The sequence below is a fragment of the Actinotignum sp. usb-actsch-213 genome, from assembly GCF_059085665.1.
Map to the genome: position 1 here is coordinate 76,446 of NZ_JBHNSQ010000028.1, position 19,941 is coordinate 96,386.

The window sequence follows — 19,941 nt, forward strand, 5'->3', positions numbered from 1 at the left end:
TCGTAACATAAAATTCTTTACTAATCGGTGAAACTTTATTTGAGGTAAACAATTTTAGGTCAAATGTCCTAGAATTTGCCGTGCTACGGTACTGTGAAAAATGCGGGGGAGGGGGTGCTATTTCTGGGGATTTTTGCGCCATAGTATGCCAATTTGTTGAGTGTAAAGATTTGCAAAAAATTTTCAGGCTGAAAGCTGTCTGGGAACTTTGGCGGATATGAATCACGTTTCTACCTACTGGACAGTAGGTATTCATTCCCGTAGCTTATTAAGCCGATTGATAACTATTAGTTATACGGCGGGCCGATAAACCACTTCTGGTGATCGAACCTTCGTGTAATGGACAGGATGAGCGTGAATTTTCGGGCGATACCGGCAACGGTTGCGACGATCGTGGCCGCACTCATGACCAGCCACGCCACGGGTGTCCCTTTTTCGGGTACCCCGGCACCTCATCCCACCCCTGGTGTTACCACCGCTCAAGATGCAAGCGACCAGGCCGCCTCGGAAGCTCCGGAGCCTGGCACTGGTGCCGCGGATCCTGAGCAGCCCGAGCCCGTCAGCCCGGTGGCGCCGTCGCCCAGCGCTGAAGAAGGCACGGCGGAAGGAACAGACGGCACCACCGAACCTACCCCGGTACCGGATACCGATACGGAAACCGCCGAGGCCGCCACTCCGCTGGATCGGGCGCAGAAGAGCTGGCGCGAGCAGCTCGGAATTCTTGAGCAGCCAGAAGGTACTCCGCGGGACGGCTCGGCCAGCCCGCTCACCGCGCGCCCGAATCGTTTTGCCCCGCGCAATGTGCGACAAACTTCTATGGAGCAGTGCTCCGGTCGCGGTTTTTATTCCATGGGCGCCGGTAAGGGTGAAATTAACTTGATAACCGTTAAACCGAACGGTCAGCTCGGCTCCGAACTTGTCGGACGTGTGGAGTGGAAAGGTGGAGGCCGCGTTGAGAAGAACGTCGGCTATGATGCCCTTGCGGTCGCCGCGGACGGATCTATGTGGCATACCGAGCTGAGTGGGGATACGACGCCTGGGTCAAGTCCTGAAACGTGGATCGCTCACGGACGTATTACCAATACCGGAGATAATGGATACCAGTCCATCGAGAGCTACAAAGTCCTCTCAACAGAAATGCCGATTCGTGGTGGCACGATGTCTCCGGGCCCGAAGGGCATGTACGTGATGATCGGTGACACGGGTAAATCTAAAGCAGGTAGGATAAACCAGCCGTACGCCTCCAAGCGTAAACTAGTGGTTTTTGATCCGGACAAAAAGCGGCTTGTCACTCTCGGTTACCTTCAGACCACCAGCATATCCTCGGCTATTTTCTCGGATCTTATTTTCGATAAGGAGGGCAATCTTTATCTGCTTTCTGGTTCCTCGGAGGGACGTAAGGATAATCAGGGGCGCGATTTTACCGGCCTTAGCCAGATGCGCATTGACCGTATTGATGCCGCGGAATTCCAAAATGCCTATGACAGGGCGATTAAGGCGGGCCAGTTTGTGACTCCGACGCAATCTGGGAAGCACAAAACGCTTAACCTTGCCAGAATAAAGAATAAGAACTTCCCGAATCTGAACACCACTCTTGTCCGTTCTTTCTTTATTAATACCATGATGTTTGAACCCGACGGTCTAGCTGCTGGCTCGAACGGATCTTTCTACGTTTCGGGGCGGTACACCGGCCAGCATGGGAACGTGAAACCTGGTCAGAAGAGTCGATCCCAGTCACGGGTCTATGAAGTTGATATCGTTTCCGGCCAGGTCAAGAACAATGGTCGCCCAGTTTTCGATGTGCCTAAAACTACTGGTAGTCAGAGCGATTCTTAGTTTGATCAAGAAATTGCCGATACCGAAGGATGTGCGGATCTTCCGACTATTAGCGCCGCGAAAAACATTACTCAGCGCCTGAATAACAGTGATCAGTTCACGGTGAGCGTCGCGGAGAAGAATCCCGGTAATAATCCGTTAGGCGGTATTTCTTCCGAATCTATGACGACGACGGGCCAAACCACCGGTCCCCAAACTCCCACGCGTACGCTGCTGCGTGGCCGGGATCGCGTATATGTGCTCAAGGAGCAGATGGCGGGCGATTCGGCGTCGTCGCTCAGTGACTACAACAAAGTGTGGACGTGCACGGACAAGCTGGGGCGGTCGATTCCTGTTCGTAACCAGAGGGAAGCTAACGGTGCGTTTACTGGGGAGGTGACCGGGCCTGCTGTGAACGGGAATCTCACGTGTTCGGTGTTGAATACCCCGAAGGTGACGTCCTTGACCGTGGAGAAGCGCGATAGCGACTGGAATGATCCGCTGCCCGGGGCCGTTTTCGACCTGTGCGAGGATACCAACGGGAACGGACGTTGCGATGCCGGCGAGCCGCGTCAAGGCGAGCGCACCACGGACGGATACGGTCGGGCTAGGTGGGACAATGTGCTCATTGGTAGGCGCTACGTGGTGGACGAAGTATCTGCCCCACGTGGGTACCGGCCCGCTGGCGCGCCGCAGGTAGTAACGACGGCGCAGCAGAATCCCGTGGTCACCATTAAGAATGATCGCGTGCGTGGCACCATCGTGTGGGATAAGAAGGAAACCGGGTCGGAGAAGTTCCTCAAGGGATCCGTGTGGACGGTACGCGATCAGCATGGGCGGCCTTTCGAGGTAAGCGACTGTGTGGGGGAGACCGCGCAGGCGTGCTCGGCTACCAAGCTCTGGCAGGATAAGGATCCTCGCCCGGGTAAGTTGCGCCTGGAAAACATTCCCTGGGGTACCTACACCCTGGAAGAAAAGACTGCGCCGCTGGGCTATGTGAAGTCCACCGAGGTGAAAACCGTGGAGGTGGGCGCCACGACCGTCACGAATGATCGTAACGAACCCGTGGAACTGAATCTCGGCGTGATTTATAACAAGCTTCGTGAGGCACCGCCGCTCCCACTCACCGGTGGATGGAGCGAGGACGCGTTCCGCACGGCAGGCTTCGCGGTGCTCGGGGGAGCTGTGCTCCTGGTGAGCATCGTGATGATCAGACGGCGAAACCGGGGGTGAGCGTGGAATAAAGGCTCAGCCACTGAGAACTGCGCACGTAAAACTGCGCAGCTAACGCCGCCCTTCGGGCAAAAATAACCACACAACTAATTGAAGCAATATGTGCTGCAATCACGGAGAGTACTACCATGCAGCTGAAGAAATCTATCCGCGCGGTGCTCGCCGCCCTGATCACCGCCCTGCTGGGCGCCGCTGGTCTGGTGCTCGCACCCGGGGCCCACGCTGTTCCGGGCGCTGAAGACGCACTTGGCAACCCGAACCTCGACAAGGTTGGTTCTATTACTGTTCATAAGTACAAGAACCCGGCTTGGGACAAGCCGAATAACGGCCGTGAGATCACGGATGTTCCCGCCGCTGCGGAAGCTCTTGAAGGCGTTGAATTTATCCTGCAGCCTGTGCAGGGTATCGATCTGAAGAAGCCCGAGGACTGGGCGAAGATCTCGAAGCTCGCCTACACCGAAGGCTCCAACCAGGCAACGGCTGACGGCCAGAACTACACATTGGGAGCTGAAACGAAGCAGACCACCGCGGCCGGTGGAGTTACGAAGTTCGCCAATCTTGCCGCTGGTGTCTACCTCGTTCGTGAAGGCAGCGTTGGCAACAACAATGTGATCGAGAAGGCCAAGCCTTTCTTTGTCTCCATCCCCTTCCCTTCAAAGGCTGATAACAAGGCCGAGTGGATTTACGATGTTCACGCCTACCCGAAGAACACCGTGGCTGACGACGGCACCAAGAAACTGAATGACGTTGATGCTCGCAAGATTGGTGATACCGTCAAGTGGGATATTAAGTACGCGATTCCGGCGCTGGCCAAGGACGAAACCTACAAGCGCATCGGGATGGAAGATCTCCTTGATGCACATCTCAAGTACGCCGGTGCCAAGGTCTCCCTCGGTGACACTGTTCTTGCCGAAGCTGACTACACCGTGACGGTCACGAACGAGACCAAGGGGGACACTGACGTTACTGATCGTCAGAAGGTCACCATCGAGCTGACCGCGCAAGGTCTGGCCAAGGTCAAGGCTGGCCAGGAATTCAAGGTTGAACTTTCGACGAAGATCACTGGTCTCCCGAAGAACGGCGAAATCCCCAACTCCTTCGGTCCCATCGTTAACGACCACACCCCGGGTGTCGATAAGACTCCTGGTGATCGTAAGGTGAAGATCGGTGAACTGCTCGTTCTCAAGCAGGACAAGGACAACCAGAAGCCGTTGAAGGACGCCGTCTTCGCTGTTTACGCGACGCAGGAAGATGCGACCAACGGTACCAACGAAATCGCAACCGCGACCTCCGATGCTGATGGCAAGGTCCGCTTCCCGGGCCTGGTTCTTGGTGACGCAGATCAGAAGGACTTCTTCCTTAAGGAAAAGAAGGCTCCGGCCGGTTACGTGATCAGCCCTGAAGTGAAGCAAGTTACTGTCCACAAGGGCGTTGCAGCTAATGTCATGCTGACCATTGACAACACCAAGCATGACGGCCCGAACCTGCCGTTGACCGGTGCGGCTGGCCAGCTCATGCTCACCCTCGGTGGCCTCGCGCTGCTGGGTGCTGCTGGTGGCTTGACCGTCGCTCAGGTTCGCCGCAACCGCGCGGTGAACGCCTAAGCACAGAACTGACCGCGTAACACTCGCGGCCTACCGAACGGGTGGGGAGGTACCATCTGGTACCTCCCCACCCGGGTCTGTATCTCATGAAGAAAAACTTGCTGCTGCCCTACCTCATCGGGCTCCTTGTTATCCTCGGGCTCACCTTGCTGGTGTACCCGCACGCCGCCGCCTGGCTCTCCCAATACGAGCAATCCAAAGTCACCGGTGCCTACTCCGAACAAATCGCCACCGCACAGCCTGATAAAGACACCCAGCTAGCCGCCGCGCACGCCTATAACGAAGCCTTCAACGCCGGCGCAATCTTAGAAGCCAATGAACGTAAAGCCACCGGCACCGGCGACACCACCGCCGCGGACGGCATCTGGCCTTACGAAAGAATTCTTGCCGCGGACTCCGAAGGCCTCATGGCCCGGCTCCGCATCCCCACTATCGACGTTGACCTACCCGTCTATCACGGCACCTCAGATGAGGTCCTTAACCGTGCGGCTGGCCACCTGGAAGGCACCTCGCTGCCGGTGGGCGGGCCGAGCACCCGCGCAGTGATCACCGCGCACCGCGGCCTCGCCAACGCCCGTATGTTCACCGACCTCAACAAAGTTAACGTGGGGGATACCTTCACCATCGAAGTGTTCGGTGATGTACTCACCTACCACGTGCGGGATACCAAAGTAGTAGCCCCGGAAGATACCGATACCCTACGGGTAGAAGAAGGCAAAGACCTCGTCACCCTGGTGACCTGCACCCCGCTCGGCATTAACTCCCATCGCATCCTGGTCACGGGCGAGCGCATTATTCCCACGCCGGTGGAAGACGTGAAAGCCGCGAATAAGCCCTCGGATCTGCCACGCTTCCCGTGGTTCGCTATCGCCTACGGAGCCGCAGTGCTAGGCACCATCGGAGTGCTCGGCCGCATGACATGGAAAGAGCGCCGCAGCTCCCGCAAAGCAGCAACGGGTCAGAATACAGTAGCCGCCCAGGAAGAATAGCTCGTGCTATTCAGGCAAGTTCTTCTTCGCGTAAGAATGCATCTTGCCCGAGGGTGAAGCGGCGCTTGGTTACGGGCGCGGGTGGCGTGGGAAGTGCGATCGCCTCAAGGTCTGCATCTGTCACGCGGACAAGGAGCTGGCCTACACCTTCATCTACCAGGTAAAAAGCGCGCGGTGCCTTTTCCTTGAACCAGATCCGGAAGAGGTCAAGGTCGAAAATGCTAGCAATAAAAGCAGTAATTCCCTTGAGCGCATTCCGGCGCGGGCGCGCGTGAAGATGCCAAATTCGCGCCTGAGGGAAAAGACCACGTACTTGTGTATCGGCGGCCTTTCGCTGGGCTTCTTTCAGCTCAAATTCCCGTGGCCGTGACGCGTTGAGGAAGGCACTAGTAGCATTCTGGGTGGGCTCGCGCAGCACCACCGTGCCGAATTCATCCATCGGCGTTTCAGGATTGCGCATCGAGGGGCGCTTGGCCATCAGGCACCTTCTTTCCAGCCGCACTGGCAGCCGTAGTATCAGCTGCCGGAACGGCAGCTGCGGCGTCGTCGCCCTCACTAGGGCAGGGCGCAGGCAGGCTCCATTGCAACGGAATTGCCCCGCGGCTGCGATCTGGATGCTGGATGACGTTGAGGAGACCCAGGATGGTGGGGGTGAACGCCGTGGTTCCGGTATACGCAAGATAGCGAGACTGCCAGCGCGGCTTGAACTTTTCCTTGTAGGAACGCAGGCCCTTGAAATTGTAGAGACGGTCGCCGAAATCGTAGATTACGCGCACCACCTTTTCACGCGCCCGCGAAAAGCGCGTGGTACCCGTATTGGACATGGGCGCCATCCCCAAATTGACGTGGGTGTACCCGTTTTCTTTCGCCCATTCAATAAGGGAAACAAAAATACCATCCATGGTGCCGCCCGGGGCGTCCGGCCGGATGCGCATAAGGTCCACGGAAGCGACCCCCGGGGCCATCGGCATGAGGCTTGCGAAACCTTCGATACGTTCCTCCCCGCGCACCAGCAGCACCGGGGTGCGGCCAATATAGGAGGCGTCGAAGAAACCGAGGGAGAAGCCCATTTCCGAACGTTTGCCCAGCCACGCGTCCGAAACCTCGCGCAGTTCCTCAATGAATTCGGGAGGGTAGGGCGGGAAATGCACTTCGAAATGCGTGCCCTTCTCACCCATGCGGTTACGCATCCGCCGGAAAACTTTGCCCTTATTCCCCACATTGGAATACGTGGCCAGGTCCACGGTGGCATCCTCCCCGATTTTCACGAAGGAGAAACCGATATTTGCGCAGGCGCCCAGGTAGATATCCGCAATCTCGTAAATCGCGACCGAACAGCCGTGCTCATCGGCGTAGGTGACGAATTCCTCGAAAAGCTCCTCGAAAGCAGCTTCATCCCCGAACGGATCGCCGAGCACCAGCATGGAGGACCGGTAGGTCCGGTAAAGCAGCGCGGCACGCCCGTTAGAAGAATAAAAGACCTGCTTATCACCCAGGTAGAAAAGATGGGTGAAAGCGTTGCCGGCATTGTGCTGGCTCAGGAACGTTTCGAACCGCTGCACATCATCCGGGGTGGGTAGCTCGAAATGCGGGGCACGGGACCGCGAGAAAAGTAACGCGAGGGAAATAAGGGAAACGAAGCAGATCATGCTTAGCCCGGTGAGGAGCGCATGGGCCGTGGGGTACACGTGCGCCTGCGGGGCCCCGTGGATCCAGCGCCAGGCAAAAATCCCCAGCGGGATCCCCACCGCGATAACCGCGGAAAACGCGAAAGAACGCCACTCGAAGGGGAGGGGTTCGCGGTTGAAAGCCCCGCGCGCCAGGTAGAGCAGAATCGAGAACAGAATAATGACGATAATGGCGCCGGTATCCAGCCCGCGCGCCACCGAGGCCACCGCGGCCACACCCAGCAGAATCAAAATAATGGGGAAGACACGGCTGACCCGCTGGCGCACCCCGCGCGCCAAAATAAGCAACATAATCCCCACCAGCAGCGAGACAATACGCGAGGAGCGAATCATTTCGTGGGGGAGGAATACATGCAGCAGTGCCTCCCGCGCGTAAAAGGAGGGCGCGAAAGCATTGACGATGGAGAAAATCCCCAGGATCACCACGCCGGTGGACAGTGCATTAATGAGCCAGCGTTCACGCTTATCCCGATCCTCTAGGCCCAGGCGCGGGTAGGCGTATTCGGCCAGCCAGTACACGGTGGCCGCCAGCCACGGTAGCGCGTAATAAGTAACGCGGTAAACAATAATCGCGAGCACCAGGACGGAGGAATCAAAACCGAGGTGCTGGAAGAAGACGATAACGGTGAGATCGAAAGTTCCCAGGCCCGCCGGGATGAAGCTGAGCAGACCCACCAGGGTGGCAGTGGCGTATACAAACACCGCCTGCACGAAGGAAACCTCACCCAGGAAGGTCCGCACGCAAATCCAGAAGAACACTGCCGCGGCCAGCCAATCAGCAACAGAGGCGAAAAGCATCTGGAGTTTTTGCCGGAAATTCTGGGTGCCAATCGCGGTGTTGCGCAGGTCAATCTTCCAGAAATGGACCTTGCCGGCCAGGAAATACACGGGGATATACAGGCAGGCCACCACCGGTACCACCAGGAAACGCCCGTCGTAGCGGAAAGCGAAAGGCAGGGTGGCCAGCAGCATGGCGAAAAGCCCGAGCAGGTTCGCGGCCCATACCGCAACGCTCGCATCCACAGCGGCTTTGGTGGAGGCTCCGGCCCGCTTGTAGTAGCGCGAGCGAATCGCCCCGCCGGTTAGCCCACCCAGGCCGGCAAAATTGTTGAACGCCTGGGCGATCCACCCGATTTTCGCTGCCGTTCCCACCGGGATCTCCACGCCGAAATGCCGCGAGGCGAAAATGTCATAAATACCGGTGGCGGTAAAGGCGAGGAAACCGAGAGCCACGAGTTCCACGAGGACTATCGGCGGTGTCTCGCTGAGCACCCGCGCCATGTGTTCCCCGCTCAACTCCTGGAGTTGGGTACGAGCCACGGCCGCCACCCCGGCGATCACCAGCACATAGAAAGTGATTTTGAAGGGGCGGGGATGGGAGCGGATGAAAGCGACAAGTCGCGACACCGGGGAACCTTTCTTCGACGACGACGCCCGGGCCCGCGCGCTCGCTGTCACGGCGCTGGCAGGCCCCGGGGCATCCTGAACCTTACTCATTATGCCCTTAAGCCGGGCCTTCGCGCCGGTAAACGGGGGCGCTGCGGGCGCGCAAATCCTGTGACAACTGTGGAAATTGGTGGGAGTTGTGATGTATGTCTTAACCGACACGCGGTGATTTCGCAGAAAATTCTCACTTTGGCGCCAGTTTCCGCTACATTTTTGCTTAGTGGTTCTTATGAGCCATGTACCTGAACAGATATCGAGAGGTATTTTCATGTCCGTTAACCGCACAGAGCTCATTGCAGCTATCGCCGACCGTTCCGGCCTGTCCAAGTCTGATGCAGATAAGGCGATCGCCGCGCTCCAGGAAGTGCTCGTCGATTCGCTTTCCAAGGGCGAAGCCGTGAAGATCACCGGCCTGCTCTCCGTGGAGCGCACCGAGCGCGCCGCCCGCAAGGGCCGCAACCCCCGCACCGGTGACGAGATCGAAATTCCCGCCGGTTACGGCGTGAAGATCTCGGCTGGCTCCAACCTCAAGAAGGCTGTGTCCAACAAGTAAGGTCACTGGTTGTCCAGTATCGCCTCCTCGGTTCGTTCCGGGGAGGCGATTCTTGTGTGTGCTGAGGTGAGGTACGACGGCGCCGCCGGGCTGCTGTCCACTGTCGCTTTCTAGGTGGCGTGTTCGGGGCGTCTTCCCCGGGCCGGCCCGGGCCGTACAATAGAGCCCATGAGTACTTCCCTTCCCGATCCTTTAGGAACTCCGGGCGCGCCATCGGCCCCGGCCGGCCCGGCTACGGAATCTCAACAATCCGTCGGGGTGCTGGAACGCACCGAAGAACGCCTCTCCCACGGTGATGAGGAACGTTTTTCCCACTATGTCCGCAAGGATCGCCTCGTGGCCTCAGCCGTATACGGCCAGCCCGTGGTGGCGCTGTGCGGGAAAATTTGGATTCCCTCGCGCAACCCGGACCGCTACCCGGTGTGCCCCACCTGCAAGGAGATCCGTAAACAGATGGGCAACCAAGGCTCCGGATGGCCTTTCGGGCCGGACGTGCCGGGAAGTGGCAAGTGAGTCTACACCGCTCGATTCCTGCTTCCACCCCGCATACCCCCTCCGTTTCTGCCGCTTCGAATCTCCCTCCGGCTTTCCCGGCCCGCGCGGCCTGGGGAACCACCTCGAGCCTGCGTTCGTGGCAGGCCGAAGCGCTGCGCCTCTACCTGGAACGCATGCCCCGTGATTTCCTCGCGGTAGCTACCCCCGGTGCGGGAAAAACCACCTTCGCGCTGCGCGTCGCCGTCGAAATGCTCGCGCGCCACGAGGCCCGCACCATCACGGTGGTCTGTCCCACCGAACACCTCAAAACCCAGTGGGCGCAGGCCGCAGCCCGCGTAGGTATTCAGCTGGACGCTGATTTTACGAATGCGCAACGCACCGAGGGATCCTTCTTCAACGGGGTGTGCGTGACCTACGCACAGGTTGCCGCCAACCCGGCCTTGCATCGTGAACGCACCGGCGCCCGGCCCACTTTCGTGATTCTGGATGAGATCCACCACGGCGGGGATGCCCTCTCCTGGGGTGATGGCATCCGCGAAGCTTTCACCCCGGCGGCACGGCGCCTGGCCCTCACCGGAACACCTTTCCGCTCGGATACCTCACCCATCCCTTTCGTCACCTACGAACCGGACGGCTACGGAAACCTGCGCTCCAAAGCTGATTACACCTACGGCTACGCGCAGGCCCTGCGCGACGGCGTGGTCCGGCCCGTCATCTTCCTGTCCTATTCCGGGCAGGTGCGCTGGCAAACCAAACAGGGAGACGTGGTGGCGGCAACCCTGGGCGAGCCACTCACCAAAGATATGACGGCGCAGGCCTGGCGCACCGCACTCAACCCGGGCGGGGAATGGATCCCCGAGGTGCTGTCCGCCGCGAACGAACGCCTCACGGTGGTGCGTCGCTCGCTCCCTGATTCGGGTGGGCTGGTCATCGCCTCCAACCAGAAAGACGCGCGGGCCTACGCGCAGATCCTTACCGAGATCACCGGGGAGGCACCCACGGTGGTGCTCTCCGACGATGCCGGCGCGAACGAGAAGATTGCGACGTTCGCGGATTCAGATTCCCGGTGGATGGTGGCGGTGCGCATGGTATCCGAAGGCGTGGACGTGCCGCGGCTCGCGGTGGGCGTCTACGCCACCTCAGCCTCCACTCCGCTCTATTTTGCGCAGGCTATCGGGCGTTTCGTCCGGGCCCGCCGCCGCGGAGAAACCGCCACGGTGTTCCTGCCCTCGGTGCCGGTGCTGCTGGAGCTGGCCGCCCAGATGGAAAAAGAACGCGACCATGCGATTTCGAAGCAGGCGGAGGTGGCCGGCTGGGAAGATGAGCTACTGGAGGCCGCCAACCGGGAAGAAAAAGCCAGCGAGGAACTGGCCGGCCCGGGCTACGAAGCCTTGGAATCGGGTGCGCTTTTCGATAGGGCACTTTTTGACGGCGGTGAGTTCGGGCTCGGCGCGGCTGTCGGTTCGGAAGAAGAAGCCGATTTCTTGGGGATTCCCGGGCTATTGGAGCCAGAAGAAGTAACGACGCTGCTGCGGGCCCACCAGGCAGAGCAGGCGAAAAAGGCCCGTACTCAACGTCCGGCTTCCGGAAACGATGAACTCACCCGGCGGCGCACCGCCCGCAAGGAACTCACCCAGCTGGTGGCCGCCTGGGCGAAGAAAACCGGGGATCCGCACGCCCTTATTCACACCGAGCTGCGCCGGGCCTGCGGCGGTCCGGAAGTCGCCCGGGCTAGTGCCGATCAGATTGAGGCACGGGTGAAAACACTGCGGCGCTGGTTCGTGGGCCAGCGCTAAGCGCGTAACCCCGAAGCAGCGCCGCAGCGAGCGGGAAGGCGAGCGGGAATTAAACCGCGGCGTCGTCGCCCGGGAAAATATCCACCATGCGGGTGGGGATAGCGGGTTCCCCGGCGGAGAGGCGCCAACCGTCGTAGGGGAGAGCATCGCGTGAGGTGTCGTGGCGCAGACGCGCGGCGGAGAGGACTTCCGTGCCGCAATAGCGTTCGTCAATGCTGCCGGCATTCACCAGGTGAACCTGGAGCGGGCGGGCGCCCTGCTTCTCCAGGTAGGCCAGGCCCTCGGCGAAACTCGAGGCGCTCACCACCAGCTCTTCGGTGGCATGCCCGCCGCTTTCCAGGCGCCCGGCAACCTTGAGCCCGCCCACCGAGGCCTTATTTTCCGAGGCCTTGGCGACCTCCTCGGGGCGGCCGTCAGCGCCCTCGCGCTGAACCAGCTTGTAGACCATTTGTGCGGTGGGAACCCCCGAACCGGTCACCAGCCGGGTACCCACTCCGTAGCCGTCCACCGGAGCGGAATTGAGGGCCGCAATAGCGTACTCATCCAGATCCGAGGTAACGGTAATCTTCGTGGAGGTGGCCTCCAGGCGATCAAGCTGCTCGCGCACCTTGAAAGCAGTTGCGATCAAATCACCCGAATCGATACGCACCGCGCCGATCTCGCCGCCGGCCGCGCGCCCGGCAGCCACCGCATTCTCCACGCCCTGCGCGATATTGTAGGTATCCACGAGGAGGGTGGTACCGGTGCCCATGGCCGCGATCTGAGTGTCAAAAGCTTCCCGCTCCGAATCGTGAACCAGGGTGAAAGAATGCGCTGAGGTACCGGAAACCGGGATACCGTACTGGCGTCCGGCTTCCAGATCCGAGGTGCCCACAAAGCCCGCAATATAGGCGGCGCGCGCCGCGGAAACGGCGCTGCGTTCGTGGGTGCGGCGCGCCCCGAAGTCCACGCAGGGCCGGCCGTGCGCCGCAATCGTCATCCGCGAGGCAGCCGTCGCCACCGCCGAGTCATAGTTGAAAATAGATAGCGCGAGAGTTTCCAGCACGCAGCACTCCGCGAAAGTTCCCACCGCGGTGAGAATCGGAGAGCCGGGGAAGTACATTTCACCTTCCGCGTAACCCCAAATATCACCGGAGAATCGGAATGTGCGCAGCCACTCCAAAGCGGAATCGGAAACGATCTTATTGGCGCGCAAATACTCAATTTCTTCTTCCCCGAAACGGAAATTCTTCAGGGCGTCGAGGAGACGGCCAGTTCCGGCCACCACCCCGTAGCGGCGCCCGCCCGGGAGCCGGCGCGCAAAAATCTCAAAAACGGCCCGCCGTTGGGCCTTTCCCGACTGCATGGCGGCATCCACCATGGTCAGCTCGTACATATCAGTGAGCAAAGCAGTTGAAACACTCATATGCACGAGTCTACCCGCGCCCGCCTGAGCTGGCCGGGGATGATTGGCCGCGCCGGTTAGAGCTTGGCACTAGGATGGAGATATGAGCGCGCACCCATCTTCTGAAGATTTAGGGGCCAGCAGCCCAGCCACCCACACCGAAAGCCTCACGCTTTTCGAAGCGGTAGCCGGCCCGGCCCGTGCCTGGCGTACCGTTGTTCACGATGACCCGATCAACCTCATGAGCTATGTGCAATGGGTGTTCCAATCCTACTTTGGCCATTCGGCCGACCGTGCCCTCACCCTCATGCTAGAGGTCCATACCCGCGGGCGCGCCGTCGTATCATCCGGACCGCGCGAGCAGATGGAAACAGACGCCCGGGCCATGCACACCTACGGCCTGCTCGCCACCATCGAAGAAGAACCGGAAGGCGGGAGATAACCATGCTGCCTTTCCGCCCCGCCCGCGGCGGCTACCGCGCCAGTGTTGACGCGACCGAACGGCAACTTTTTGCCGGACTCGCGCGCGATGTTGCAACGCTGCTCGGCTACAACCTGGACGAAGAAATGCACGAAGAAGGTGGCCTTACCAGCCATGTCACAGGCAAAAGTAGCGTCCATAACATGGAAGAATCCAGCGATGTACTCGCCTCCTACGAACGCGAATTAGCTGACCTGGAGAGTACACGCTGCTACACCCCGGCCAGCAATATGGATACCGCACTCGCCCGCCTCCTCCCGGACATGTCGGAAGAGCCCGCGCTCGCGGACGAATTACGTTCGCTTACCGAATCCGCGGTCTGCCACACAAAAATCCGCAACTTGCTAGTTTTCTACACCTCGCTGGCAACCGAAAAAGTGTGGGTGAGTAACGAAGATGCCGGGGCGTGGCTGGCCGGCGCCAACGATATCCGCATTGTGCTCGGCACCCGCCGCAATATCACCACGGCGGCAGAATCGCAGGCGGTAACTTCGCGTGCACTCAGCATTATGGAATCCGAACGCCCCCAGATCGATACCACCGACGACATGATCGGCGTGCTCTACGTGATTATCGCGTGGTGGCAAGATTCACTCATCACTGCCATTCAGAACAAAGAGCTGCGGCGGTAACTTGACAGTATGGATTCCCGTCCCATTGGTATTTTTGATTCCGGCGTAGGTGGCCTCACGGTCGCTCGCGCCATTATTGACCAGCTTCCTGGCGAATCCATCACCTATATCGGGGATACCGCGCACTGCCCCTACGGCACCAAATCTATCCCCGAGGTGCGCGCCTACGCCATGGACATCATGGATAAATTGGTGAGATCCGGTGTGAAAATGCTGGTCATCGCCTGCAACTCTGCGACTTCCGCGGCACTTGCCGACGCTCGGCAGCGCTTTGCTACGGAAATGGGGATCCCGGTCTTGGAAGTGATTCGCCCGGCGGTGCGCCGCGCGGTCCGGTCCACCCGGAACGGGAAAATCGGGGTGATTGCCACCCCGGCCACCATCGAATCGGGTGCCTACCAGGATGCTTTCACCGCTGCCCCGAATCTGGAACTCACCACCCGGGCTTGTCCGGAGTTCGTGGAGCTGGTGGAACAGGGGCAGACGGCCGGCGCCCAGGTGCAGGCAGTGGCCGAACACTACTTGGCCCCGGTGCGGGCCGCCGGGGTGGATACCCTGGTACTTGGCTGTACCCATTACCCGCTGCTCGCTGGCGTGATCTCTTACACCATGGGGGAGGATGTCACCATCGTGTCCTCCGCGGATGAAACCGCCCGCGATGTTTACCGCGAACTAGCCACCCGCGATATGTTTGCCGGCCCGGGCACCCCTCGGCGCCGCTTCTACGCCACCGGTGACCCGGTGAGTTTCGGGCGCCTCGCCCGCAGATTCCTCGGTCCGGAAGTAGGAACCGTGCTATCTACGGAGGAACTCTCGGCATGAGACTGACAATCATTGGATGTTCCGGATCGATGTCCGGGCCCGAATCTCCGGCCTCGGCCTACCTCGTGCAGGCGGAAGGAATGGACGCGAACGGTGCGCCGCGCACCTACACCTTTACGCTGGATTTCGGCCCCGGAGCCATGGGCCATCTGCTGCGCTATACCGACCCGGCGCTTGTGGATGCCATGGTGATCTCGCACCTGCACGCCGATCACTGTGCGGACCTCATCGGGATGCAGGTTTACCGGCGCTGGCACCCCTCCGGCCCGCTTCCCCGGGTGGCGGTCTACAGCCCCGGCGATGCCCGGCGGCGCGCCCGCCAGCTGGGCGACGACGGCCCCGAGGAAACCTACGATGATGTCTTCGATTTTCGCCAGGTTCGTAGTGGGGATACTTTCCGCATCGGCCCTATGACCATCCAGGCGTTCCCCGCACTCCACACGGTGGAAGCTTTCGCCTACCGGATCACCGGGCCCTCGGATATTCGCCCGGGGGAGAACGCGGTGCTCACGTTCACGGGGGATACCGATATGTGCGACGGCGTCGTCGCCGCGGCGCGCGGCGCCGATCTGCTTCTTTCCGAATGCGCTTATGAGGACGGACGGGATACCGTACGCGGCATTCATCTCACCGGTTCGCGAGCTGGCGCTTTGGCAGCGCAGGCCGGTGCACATGAGATGCTCCTCACCCACCTGCAGCCGTGGACGGATCGGGATTCGGTGCGGGCCGCGGCGCAGGAAGAATACGAGGGCCGGGTGGCCTGCGTGCGGGCCGGCGAAGCCTTCCGTATCTAAGCCCCGCGCGAGTTGAGTGGGGCGGGGCGGCGCGGCGCCGTGGCGGGGAGCCGTGTGCGGCTGTCAGGTACCGCGCTTTGGGCTCTGTGAATTTTTCATGTCGGGGCGGCGCGGTAGCCTTAAGCCATGACTGATAAGAACTCCAGCGCCACTCGTGCAGATGGGCGCGCCGCAGATGAGATGCGCCCCGTCACCATTGACCGCCACTATTTTGAAACCGGGGAAGGCAGTGTGCTGGTGCGCTACGGGCGCACTACCGTGCTCTGTGTTGCCTCTTTTGAAGAAGGGGTGCCGCGCTGGCGTAAAGGCAGCGGGGAAGGCTGGGTTACTGCAGAATATTCTATGCTTCCGCGTGCTACCTCGGATCGCTCACCGCGCGAATCGGTGCGCGGGAAAATCGGGGGCCGCACCCATGAGATTTCGCGGCTTATCGGCCGTAGCCTGCGTGCGGTTGTTGATATGAAAGCTTTGGGGGAGAACACCATTACTCTGGATTGCGATGTTTTGCAGGCCGACGGCGGAACTCGCACCGCGGCCATTACCGGCGCTTTCGTGGCCCTGGCGGATGCCATCTCCTGGGCTCGGGCACGTAAGCTGGTGCGGCGCCCGGTTCTCACCACCTCGGTTTCCGCGGTATCTGTGGGTATGATTGACGGCCAGCCCCGCCTTGACCTGCCCTATGAAGAAGATGTGCGGGCTGATACCGATATGAATATCGTGGCTTTGGGCAGTGGGGACTACGTGGAAGTTCAGGGAACTGCCGAACACCACCCCTTTAACCGCGCTGATCTGGCGGCTTTACTTGATCTGGCGGATAAGGGCACCCGTGAGCTTCGTGAGCTCCAGCACCGGGTACTTTTCGAGGGGGATAATCCCGTGCGTAGCGATGTTTTTACCGGTGGTGAGCAGTGGAAGTAGCGCAGTCGCGGCGCGTCGTCGTCGCTACCGGAAACGCCCATAAAGTCACGGAACTTCGCAATATTCTGGCGCCGTGGTTGCAGAAAATTGAGCTCGTCTCCGGGGCGGAATTTGAGGTTTCCGAACCCGTTGAGGATGGAACCACGTTCGCGCAGAACGCCCTCATCAAGGCGCGGGCCTACGCGCGGGCCACCGGCTTACCGGCTATTGCCGATGATTCGGGCCTATGCGTGGATATTTTAGGTGGGGCGCCCGGGATTTTTTCGGCGCGCTGGAGCGGTGCCCACGGCAACGACGCCGCAAACCGCGAGCTCCTCCTCGCCCAGCTGGCCGATGTGCCGCGGGCCAATCGTGGCGCGCATTTCCATTGCGCGGCCGCGTTGGTAACCCCGGAGGGTCGTGAGGAAGTACGTGAAGGGGATATGCCGGGTAATCTCCTTAGCGCTGAACGTGGCAGCGGCGGCTTTGGATATGATCCCATCTTCGCGCCGCTCGGCTTCAATCGTTCCAATGCGGAGCTGAGCCCGGAAGAAAAGGACGCCATCTCCCATCGGGGCAAGGCCTTTGCCCAGCTAGCCCCGGTAATTATGCAGGTGCTGGCCGAGCGGGATTAGTGCGCAGAAGTAGCCGGGCGGCGGAGCGGTGTTCCCCGGATTTGTGTGAACACCGCTTACAAGCCGCGTAACCGCTGCCATAAGCGCTGTTTACAACGGTTAGCAGCGCCCAATATAGCCGAGCGCGGCGCGCAGGAGCGCGGCGTGCCCATCAGACATTTCCGCTTGCAGCTCCGCGGTGCGTGCCTCCCCGGGCGTGAACCAGGTGAATTCCAGGGAATCATTTCCCGGATCGCAATCCCCGTGAATAGGGATGATATAGGCCAGATCAACACGGTGCTGGCGTGCATCGTAATACCCGGCCTCCGGTTCGGGAGTGGGGAAGTATTCGGTGACCGTGAACGGTGCCAGGTACGGTGGAAGTTGAGGAAGTGCCACCGAGCCTAGGTCTTTATCGATATGGCGGATGAGCGCGGCGCGCACCGGTTCGTGGAAGAGCACCCGCCCCGAGGGGAACTCCCGCAAAATTCCCTCAGAATCGGCACGCAGCAGCATCCCGATAGCGATCACCCGCCCGGTTTCATCCAGGCGAACCGGAACAATATCCACGTACACCATCGGGACCTTGTGCCGGACAAATTCGAGTTCTTCGGGGCTGAGCCACGGACCCATATCAGCTGCGTCGACTTCACTCATGTTCTTAATTTTGCCGGGCTTCGCGGCCCCGTGGTCCACTCCACGCTACCCGCGAAACATCTGCATTTTCGCGTAGAGCGCCGGTGCGAGCCAGGGAGCGGTGGGTGATGCGGAAGCTAGGAAGCTAGACTGAGTGGCATGCGCCAAGCTCGATACCTCAACTACCTAGCCCTCGCTATTCTTGTGCTGGGCGTGGCAACCCTCATTTTAGGTTGGTATATCGCCATCAGTGGGAATCTTCTTCCACAGTACGGAGTGATTCTCACGCTTGGAACGGTCGGAGCGGTGGCCTGCGGGATCGGGTACCGGAGCGAACGCCCCTGGATATTCGGGGCCGGTGCTGTTTTTATGCTGTGGTTCGCGCCCACACCCCTGGGGCTGTGGCCCCTCGGCATTGGTATCGCCATGCTCATCGCGTGGGCCGTGCTTATTGTGAAGGAAAATAATGTTAAATTCTGGTGATCGTGCCCCCGATTTTACTTTGGAGAGCACGGCGGGAACCTTCCGGCTATCCGAGCATCTGAACGACGGCGCCCGCGGCGTCATCGTGTACTTTTACCCGAAAGCAAATACCCCGGGGTGTACTACCGAGGCCTGTGATTTCCGGGATAATCTCAATTCCTTGCGTTCAGCTGGTTACGCCGTGGTGGGAGTTTCCCCTGATTCGCTCACTTCGCTGGAGGAGTTCCGGGAGAAGCAGGGTCTCAACTTTGTGCTCGCCTCGGATCCGGATCATGCGGTAGCAAGCGAATGGGGTGCCTGGGGAGAAAAGCAAAACTGGGGTAAAACGGTTATCGGGATGCGCCGCTCCACCGTAGTGGTTAATCCGGATGGTACCGTGGCGGCAGCTTTCTATAATGTGAAAGCTACCGGGCATGTGGCACGGCTACGGCGCGATCTCGGTATCGATGAGTAATCGGGAGGAATGAGCCGCCGGAACACTACCGTTAGTTCTCGGAACGCTTCCGGTCGTTTTCTGATCTTCCGATCAGCTTCTGAATTTTCCTGCACCGGGAAATCCGCTAGGATAGACCGGTACGCGCGCGTGGCGGAATTGGTAGACGCGCTGGATTTAGGTTCCAGTGCCTTTGGGCGTGAGGGTTCGAGTCCCTCCGTGCGCACTCTTGTGAATTATTTTCCTATCAATACCTATCAAGGTGTTCGTGGGCAATATCGCCACTATTGGCACAGGGCCGCCCGCATGACCTCCACGGGAATGTCGGTGCGGCCCAGCCAGATTTCCTCCGCAAAAACACCTTGCCACAGCAGCATATCCAGGCCGGATACGCACCCCGCGCCGACCCGGCGGGCTCGCTGGAGGAGCTCAGTTTCTAGCGGTTCGTACACCGCATCAAAAACAATGTGATCGGGGCGCAGCCAGTTTTCGGGAATCAGAGCCCCCGGATAAGCACTCATCCCCACACTTGTGGCATTGACCAGAAGCGAAGCCGCATCAACCTCGCGGCGGAGCGCGTCCTCATCACTGAGGTCACAAAGCTGGGCATCCACACCCGTCTCGGCACGCAAGCGACCGAGGATACTGACGGCGCGCTCAAAATTCTGCCCGCGCCGGGAAAAAACCCGGATACGGGACACGCCTTCGAGGGCGGCCCGAGTATAGATCGCACGCGAAGCTCCGCCAGCTCCCAGAACCACCAGCGCTTCACCCGGGTCATAGCCTGCCGCCCGTACCGCTGCAAAAGCACCGCGGCCATCGGTGTTATGACCGACCGTGCTCCCATCCTCGCGAATGTGAACGGTGTTTACGGACTCCATGAGCCGGGCATCGTCGGAGAGCTCATCAACAAGCTCATACACGGAGGTTTTATGTGGCATCGTCACGTTAAAACCGCCAAAACCAAGGTCGCATAAAGCAGTAACTGCCCGAGCGCCCGAATCCGGCGCGATATCATACGCGAGGTAAACAGCGTTCACGCCCAGGTGGGAAAAGGATGCGTTATGCATGGCGGGAGAGCGGGAATGTCCCACCGGATGCCCGATCACGGCGTAACTAACCGTGCGCCCATTAATCCCCATCGTG

At 60.1% G+C, this 19,941-nt stretch carries 20 protein-coding genes and 1 tRNA gene; 16 read left to right on the plus strand and 5 right to left on the minus strand.

The annotated features are described in order from the left end of the window. Positions 1 to 348 precede the first annotated feature (348 nt). The 4 genes from AC5RK6_RS02790 to AC5RK6_RS02805 all read left to right on the plus strand — a co-directional run bounded on the left by AC5RK6_RS02790 (position 349) and on the right by AC5RK6_RS02805 (position 5,641). On the plus strand, positions 349 to 1,836 hold the full coding sequence (locus AC5RK6_RS02790; protein WP_435730711.1) for a hypothetical protein: 1,488 nt from the start codon (positions 349 to 351) through the stop codon (positions 1,834 to 1,836). 48 nt (positions 1,837 to 1,884) lie between these two features. Beyond that, positions 1,885 to 3,048: an MSCRAMM family protein gene (locus AC5RK6_RS02795; RefSeq protein WP_435730727.1), complete on the plus strand. Its 1,164-nt coding sequence runs from the start codon at positions 1,885 to 1,887 to the stop codon at positions 3,046 to 3,048. 128 nt (positions 3,049 to 3,176) lie between these two features. Beyond that, the gene (locus AC5RK6_RS02800) at positions 3,177 to 4,652 is read left to right on the plus strand and encodes a SpaH/EbpB family LPXTG-anchored major pilin (protein WP_394532230.1); all 1,476 of its coding nucleotides are present in this window, start codon (positions 3,177 to 3,179) and stop codon (positions 4,650 to 4,652) included. A gap of 41 nt (positions 4,653 to 4,693) precedes the next feature. Continuing rightward, positions 4,694 to 5,641: a class C sortase gene (locus AC5RK6_RS02805; RefSeq protein ID WP_435730712.1), complete on the plus strand. Its 948-nt coding sequence runs from the start codon at positions 4,694 to 4,696 to the stop codon at positions 5,639 to 5,641. A 10-nt stretch (positions 5,642 to 5,651) separates the two neighbouring features. Here the strand turns inward: AC5RK6_RS02805 and AC5RK6_RS02810 are convergent, their stop codons facing one another. After that, positions 5,652 to 6,119, minus strand: coding sequence for a hypothetical protein (locus AC5RK6_RS02810; protein ID WP_394532228.1), 468 nt, complete (start codon positions 6,117 to 6,119; stop codon positions 5,652 to 5,654). Continuing rightward, on the minus strand, positions 6,088 to 8,826 hold the full coding sequence (gene mprF, locus AC5RK6_RS02815; RefSeq protein WP_435730713.1) for a bifunctional lysylphosphatidylglycerol flippase/synthetase MprF: 2,739 nt from the start codon (positions 8,824 to 8,826) through the stop codon (positions 6,088 to 6,090). Before mprF ends, AC5RK6_RS02810 begins: the two co-directional genes overlap by 32 nt. 217 nt (positions 8,827 to 9,043) lie before the next feature. Between mprF and AC5RK6_RS02820 the strand changes: the two genes are divergently transcribed. The 3 genes from AC5RK6_RS02820 (at position 9,044) to AC5RK6_RS02830 (ending at position 11,619) form a co-directional block, all read left to right on the plus strand. Beyond that, complete coding sequence (locus tag AC5RK6_RS02820) at positions 9,044 to 9,328, plus strand: HU family DNA-binding protein (RefSeq protein WP_016442950.1); 285 nt, start codon at positions 9,044 to 9,046, stop codon at positions 9,326 to 9,328. A 168-nt stretch (positions 9,329 to 9,496) separates the two neighbouring features. After that, the gene (locus AC5RK6_RS02825) at positions 9,497 to 9,841 is read left to right on the plus strand and encodes a DUF3039 domain-containing protein (protein ID WP_274735925.1); all 345 of its coding nucleotides are present in this window, start codon (positions 9,497 to 9,499) and stop codon (positions 9,839 to 9,841) included. Continuing rightward, a complete protein-coding gene (locus tag AC5RK6_RS02830; RefSeq protein ID WP_320757110.1) occupies positions 9,802 to 11,619 on the plus strand; it encodes a DEAD/DEAH box helicase in 1,818 nt (605 codons plus the stop codon). The genes AC5RK6_RS02825 and AC5RK6_RS02830 overlap by 40 nt, the downstream gene beginning before the upstream one ends. Positions 11,620 to 11,668: 49 nt before the next feature. Here the strand turns inward: AC5RK6_RS02830 and AC5RK6_RS02835 are convergent, their stop codons facing one another. Next, positions 11,669 to 13,024, minus strand: coding sequence for a nicotinate phosphoribosyltransferase (locus tag AC5RK6_RS02835; RefSeq protein WP_320757109.1), 1,356 nt, complete (start codon positions 13,022 to 13,024; stop codon positions 11,669 to 11,671). 82 nt (positions 13,025 to 13,106) lie between these two features. Here AC5RK6_RS02835 and clpS point away from each other — a divergent pair, with 82 nt between their 5' ends. The 6 genes from clpS to rdgB all read left to right on the plus strand — a co-directional run bounded on the left by clpS (position 13,107) and on the right by rdgB (position 17,264). Continuing rightward, a complete protein-coding gene (gene clpS, locus AC5RK6_RS02840) occupies positions 13,107 to 13,445 on the plus strand; it encodes an ATP-dependent Clp protease adapter ClpS (protein WP_435730714.1) in 339 nt (112 codons plus the stop codon). Between the two features lie 2 nt (positions 13,446 to 13,447). Continuing rightward, positions 13,448 to 14,116, plus strand: coding sequence for a DUF2017 family protein (locus tag AC5RK6_RS02845; protein WP_435730715.1), 669 nt, complete (start codon positions 13,448 to 13,450; stop codon positions 14,114 to 14,116). Between the two features lie 9 nt (positions 14,117 to 14,125). Further along, positions 14,126 to 14,938, plus strand: coding sequence for a glutamate racemase (murI, locus tag AC5RK6_RS02850; protein ID WP_435730716.1), 813 nt, complete (start codon positions 14,126 to 14,128; stop codon positions 14,936 to 14,938). Beyond that, positions 14,935 to 15,732, plus strand: coding sequence for an MBL fold metallo-hydrolase (locus AC5RK6_RS02855; protein WP_016442943.1), 798 nt, complete (start codon positions 14,935 to 14,937; stop codon positions 15,730 to 15,732). The genes murI and AC5RK6_RS02855 overlap by 4 nt, the downstream gene beginning before the upstream one ends. A gap of 126 nt (positions 15,733 to 15,858) precedes the next feature. Beyond that, positions 15,859 to 16,650, plus strand: coding sequence for a ribonuclease PH (gene rph, locus AC5RK6_RS02860; RefSeq protein WP_435730717.1), 792 nt, complete (start codon positions 15,859 to 15,861; stop codon positions 16,648 to 16,650). Next, complete coding sequence (gene rdgB / locus AC5RK6_RS02865; RefSeq protein WP_435730718.1) at positions 16,641 to 17,264, plus strand: RdgB/HAM1 family non-canonical purine NTP pyrophosphatase; 624 nt, start codon at positions 16,641 to 16,643, stop codon at positions 17,262 to 17,264. Before rph ends, rdgB begins: the two co-directional genes overlap by 10 nt. A 99-nt stretch (positions 17,265 to 17,363) precedes the next feature. Here rdgB and AC5RK6_RS02870 read toward each other — a convergent pair whose 3' ends face one another. Then, entirely contained in the window at positions 17,364 to 17,900 is a 537-nt protein-coding gene (locus tag AC5RK6_RS02870) for a DUF4916 domain-containing protein (RefSeq protein WP_026429485.1), read from the minus strand. A 138-nt stretch (positions 17,901 to 18,038) separates the two neighbouring features. On the opposite strand from AC5RK6_RS02870, the gene AC5RK6_RS02875 reads away from it, so the two are divergent. The 3 genes from AC5RK6_RS02875 (at position 18,039) to AC5RK6_RS02885 (ending at position 19,021) form a co-directional block, all read left to right on the plus strand. Continuing rightward, positions 18,039 to 18,362 (plus strand): hypothetical protein, encoded by a 324-nt coding sequence (locus AC5RK6_RS02875; protein ID WP_274735939.1) that lies wholly within the window; start codon positions 18,039 to 18,041, stop codon positions 18,360 to 18,362. After that, positions 18,346 to 18,816 carry a peroxiredoxin gene (locus AC5RK6_RS02880; protein ID WP_435730719.1) on the plus strand — a complete coding sequence of 157 codons (471 nt, stop codon included), beginning with the start codon at positions 18,346 to 18,348 and terminating at the stop codon, positions 18,814 to 18,816. The genes AC5RK6_RS02875 and AC5RK6_RS02880 overlap by 17 nt, the downstream gene beginning before the upstream one ends. 123 nt (positions 18,817 to 18,939) lie before the next feature. Further along, positions 18,940 to 19,021, plus strand: a tRNA-Leu gene (locus AC5RK6_RS02885). A 58-nt stretch (positions 19,022 to 19,079) separates the two neighbouring features. Here the strand turns inward: AC5RK6_RS02885 and aroE are convergent. Beyond that, a complete protein-coding gene (aroE, locus tag AC5RK6_RS02890; RefSeq protein ID WP_435730720.1) occupies positions 19,080 to 19,937 on the minus strand; it encodes a shikimate dehydrogenase in 858 nt (285 codons plus the stop codon). Positions 19,938 to 19,941: the final 4 nt, after the last annotated feature.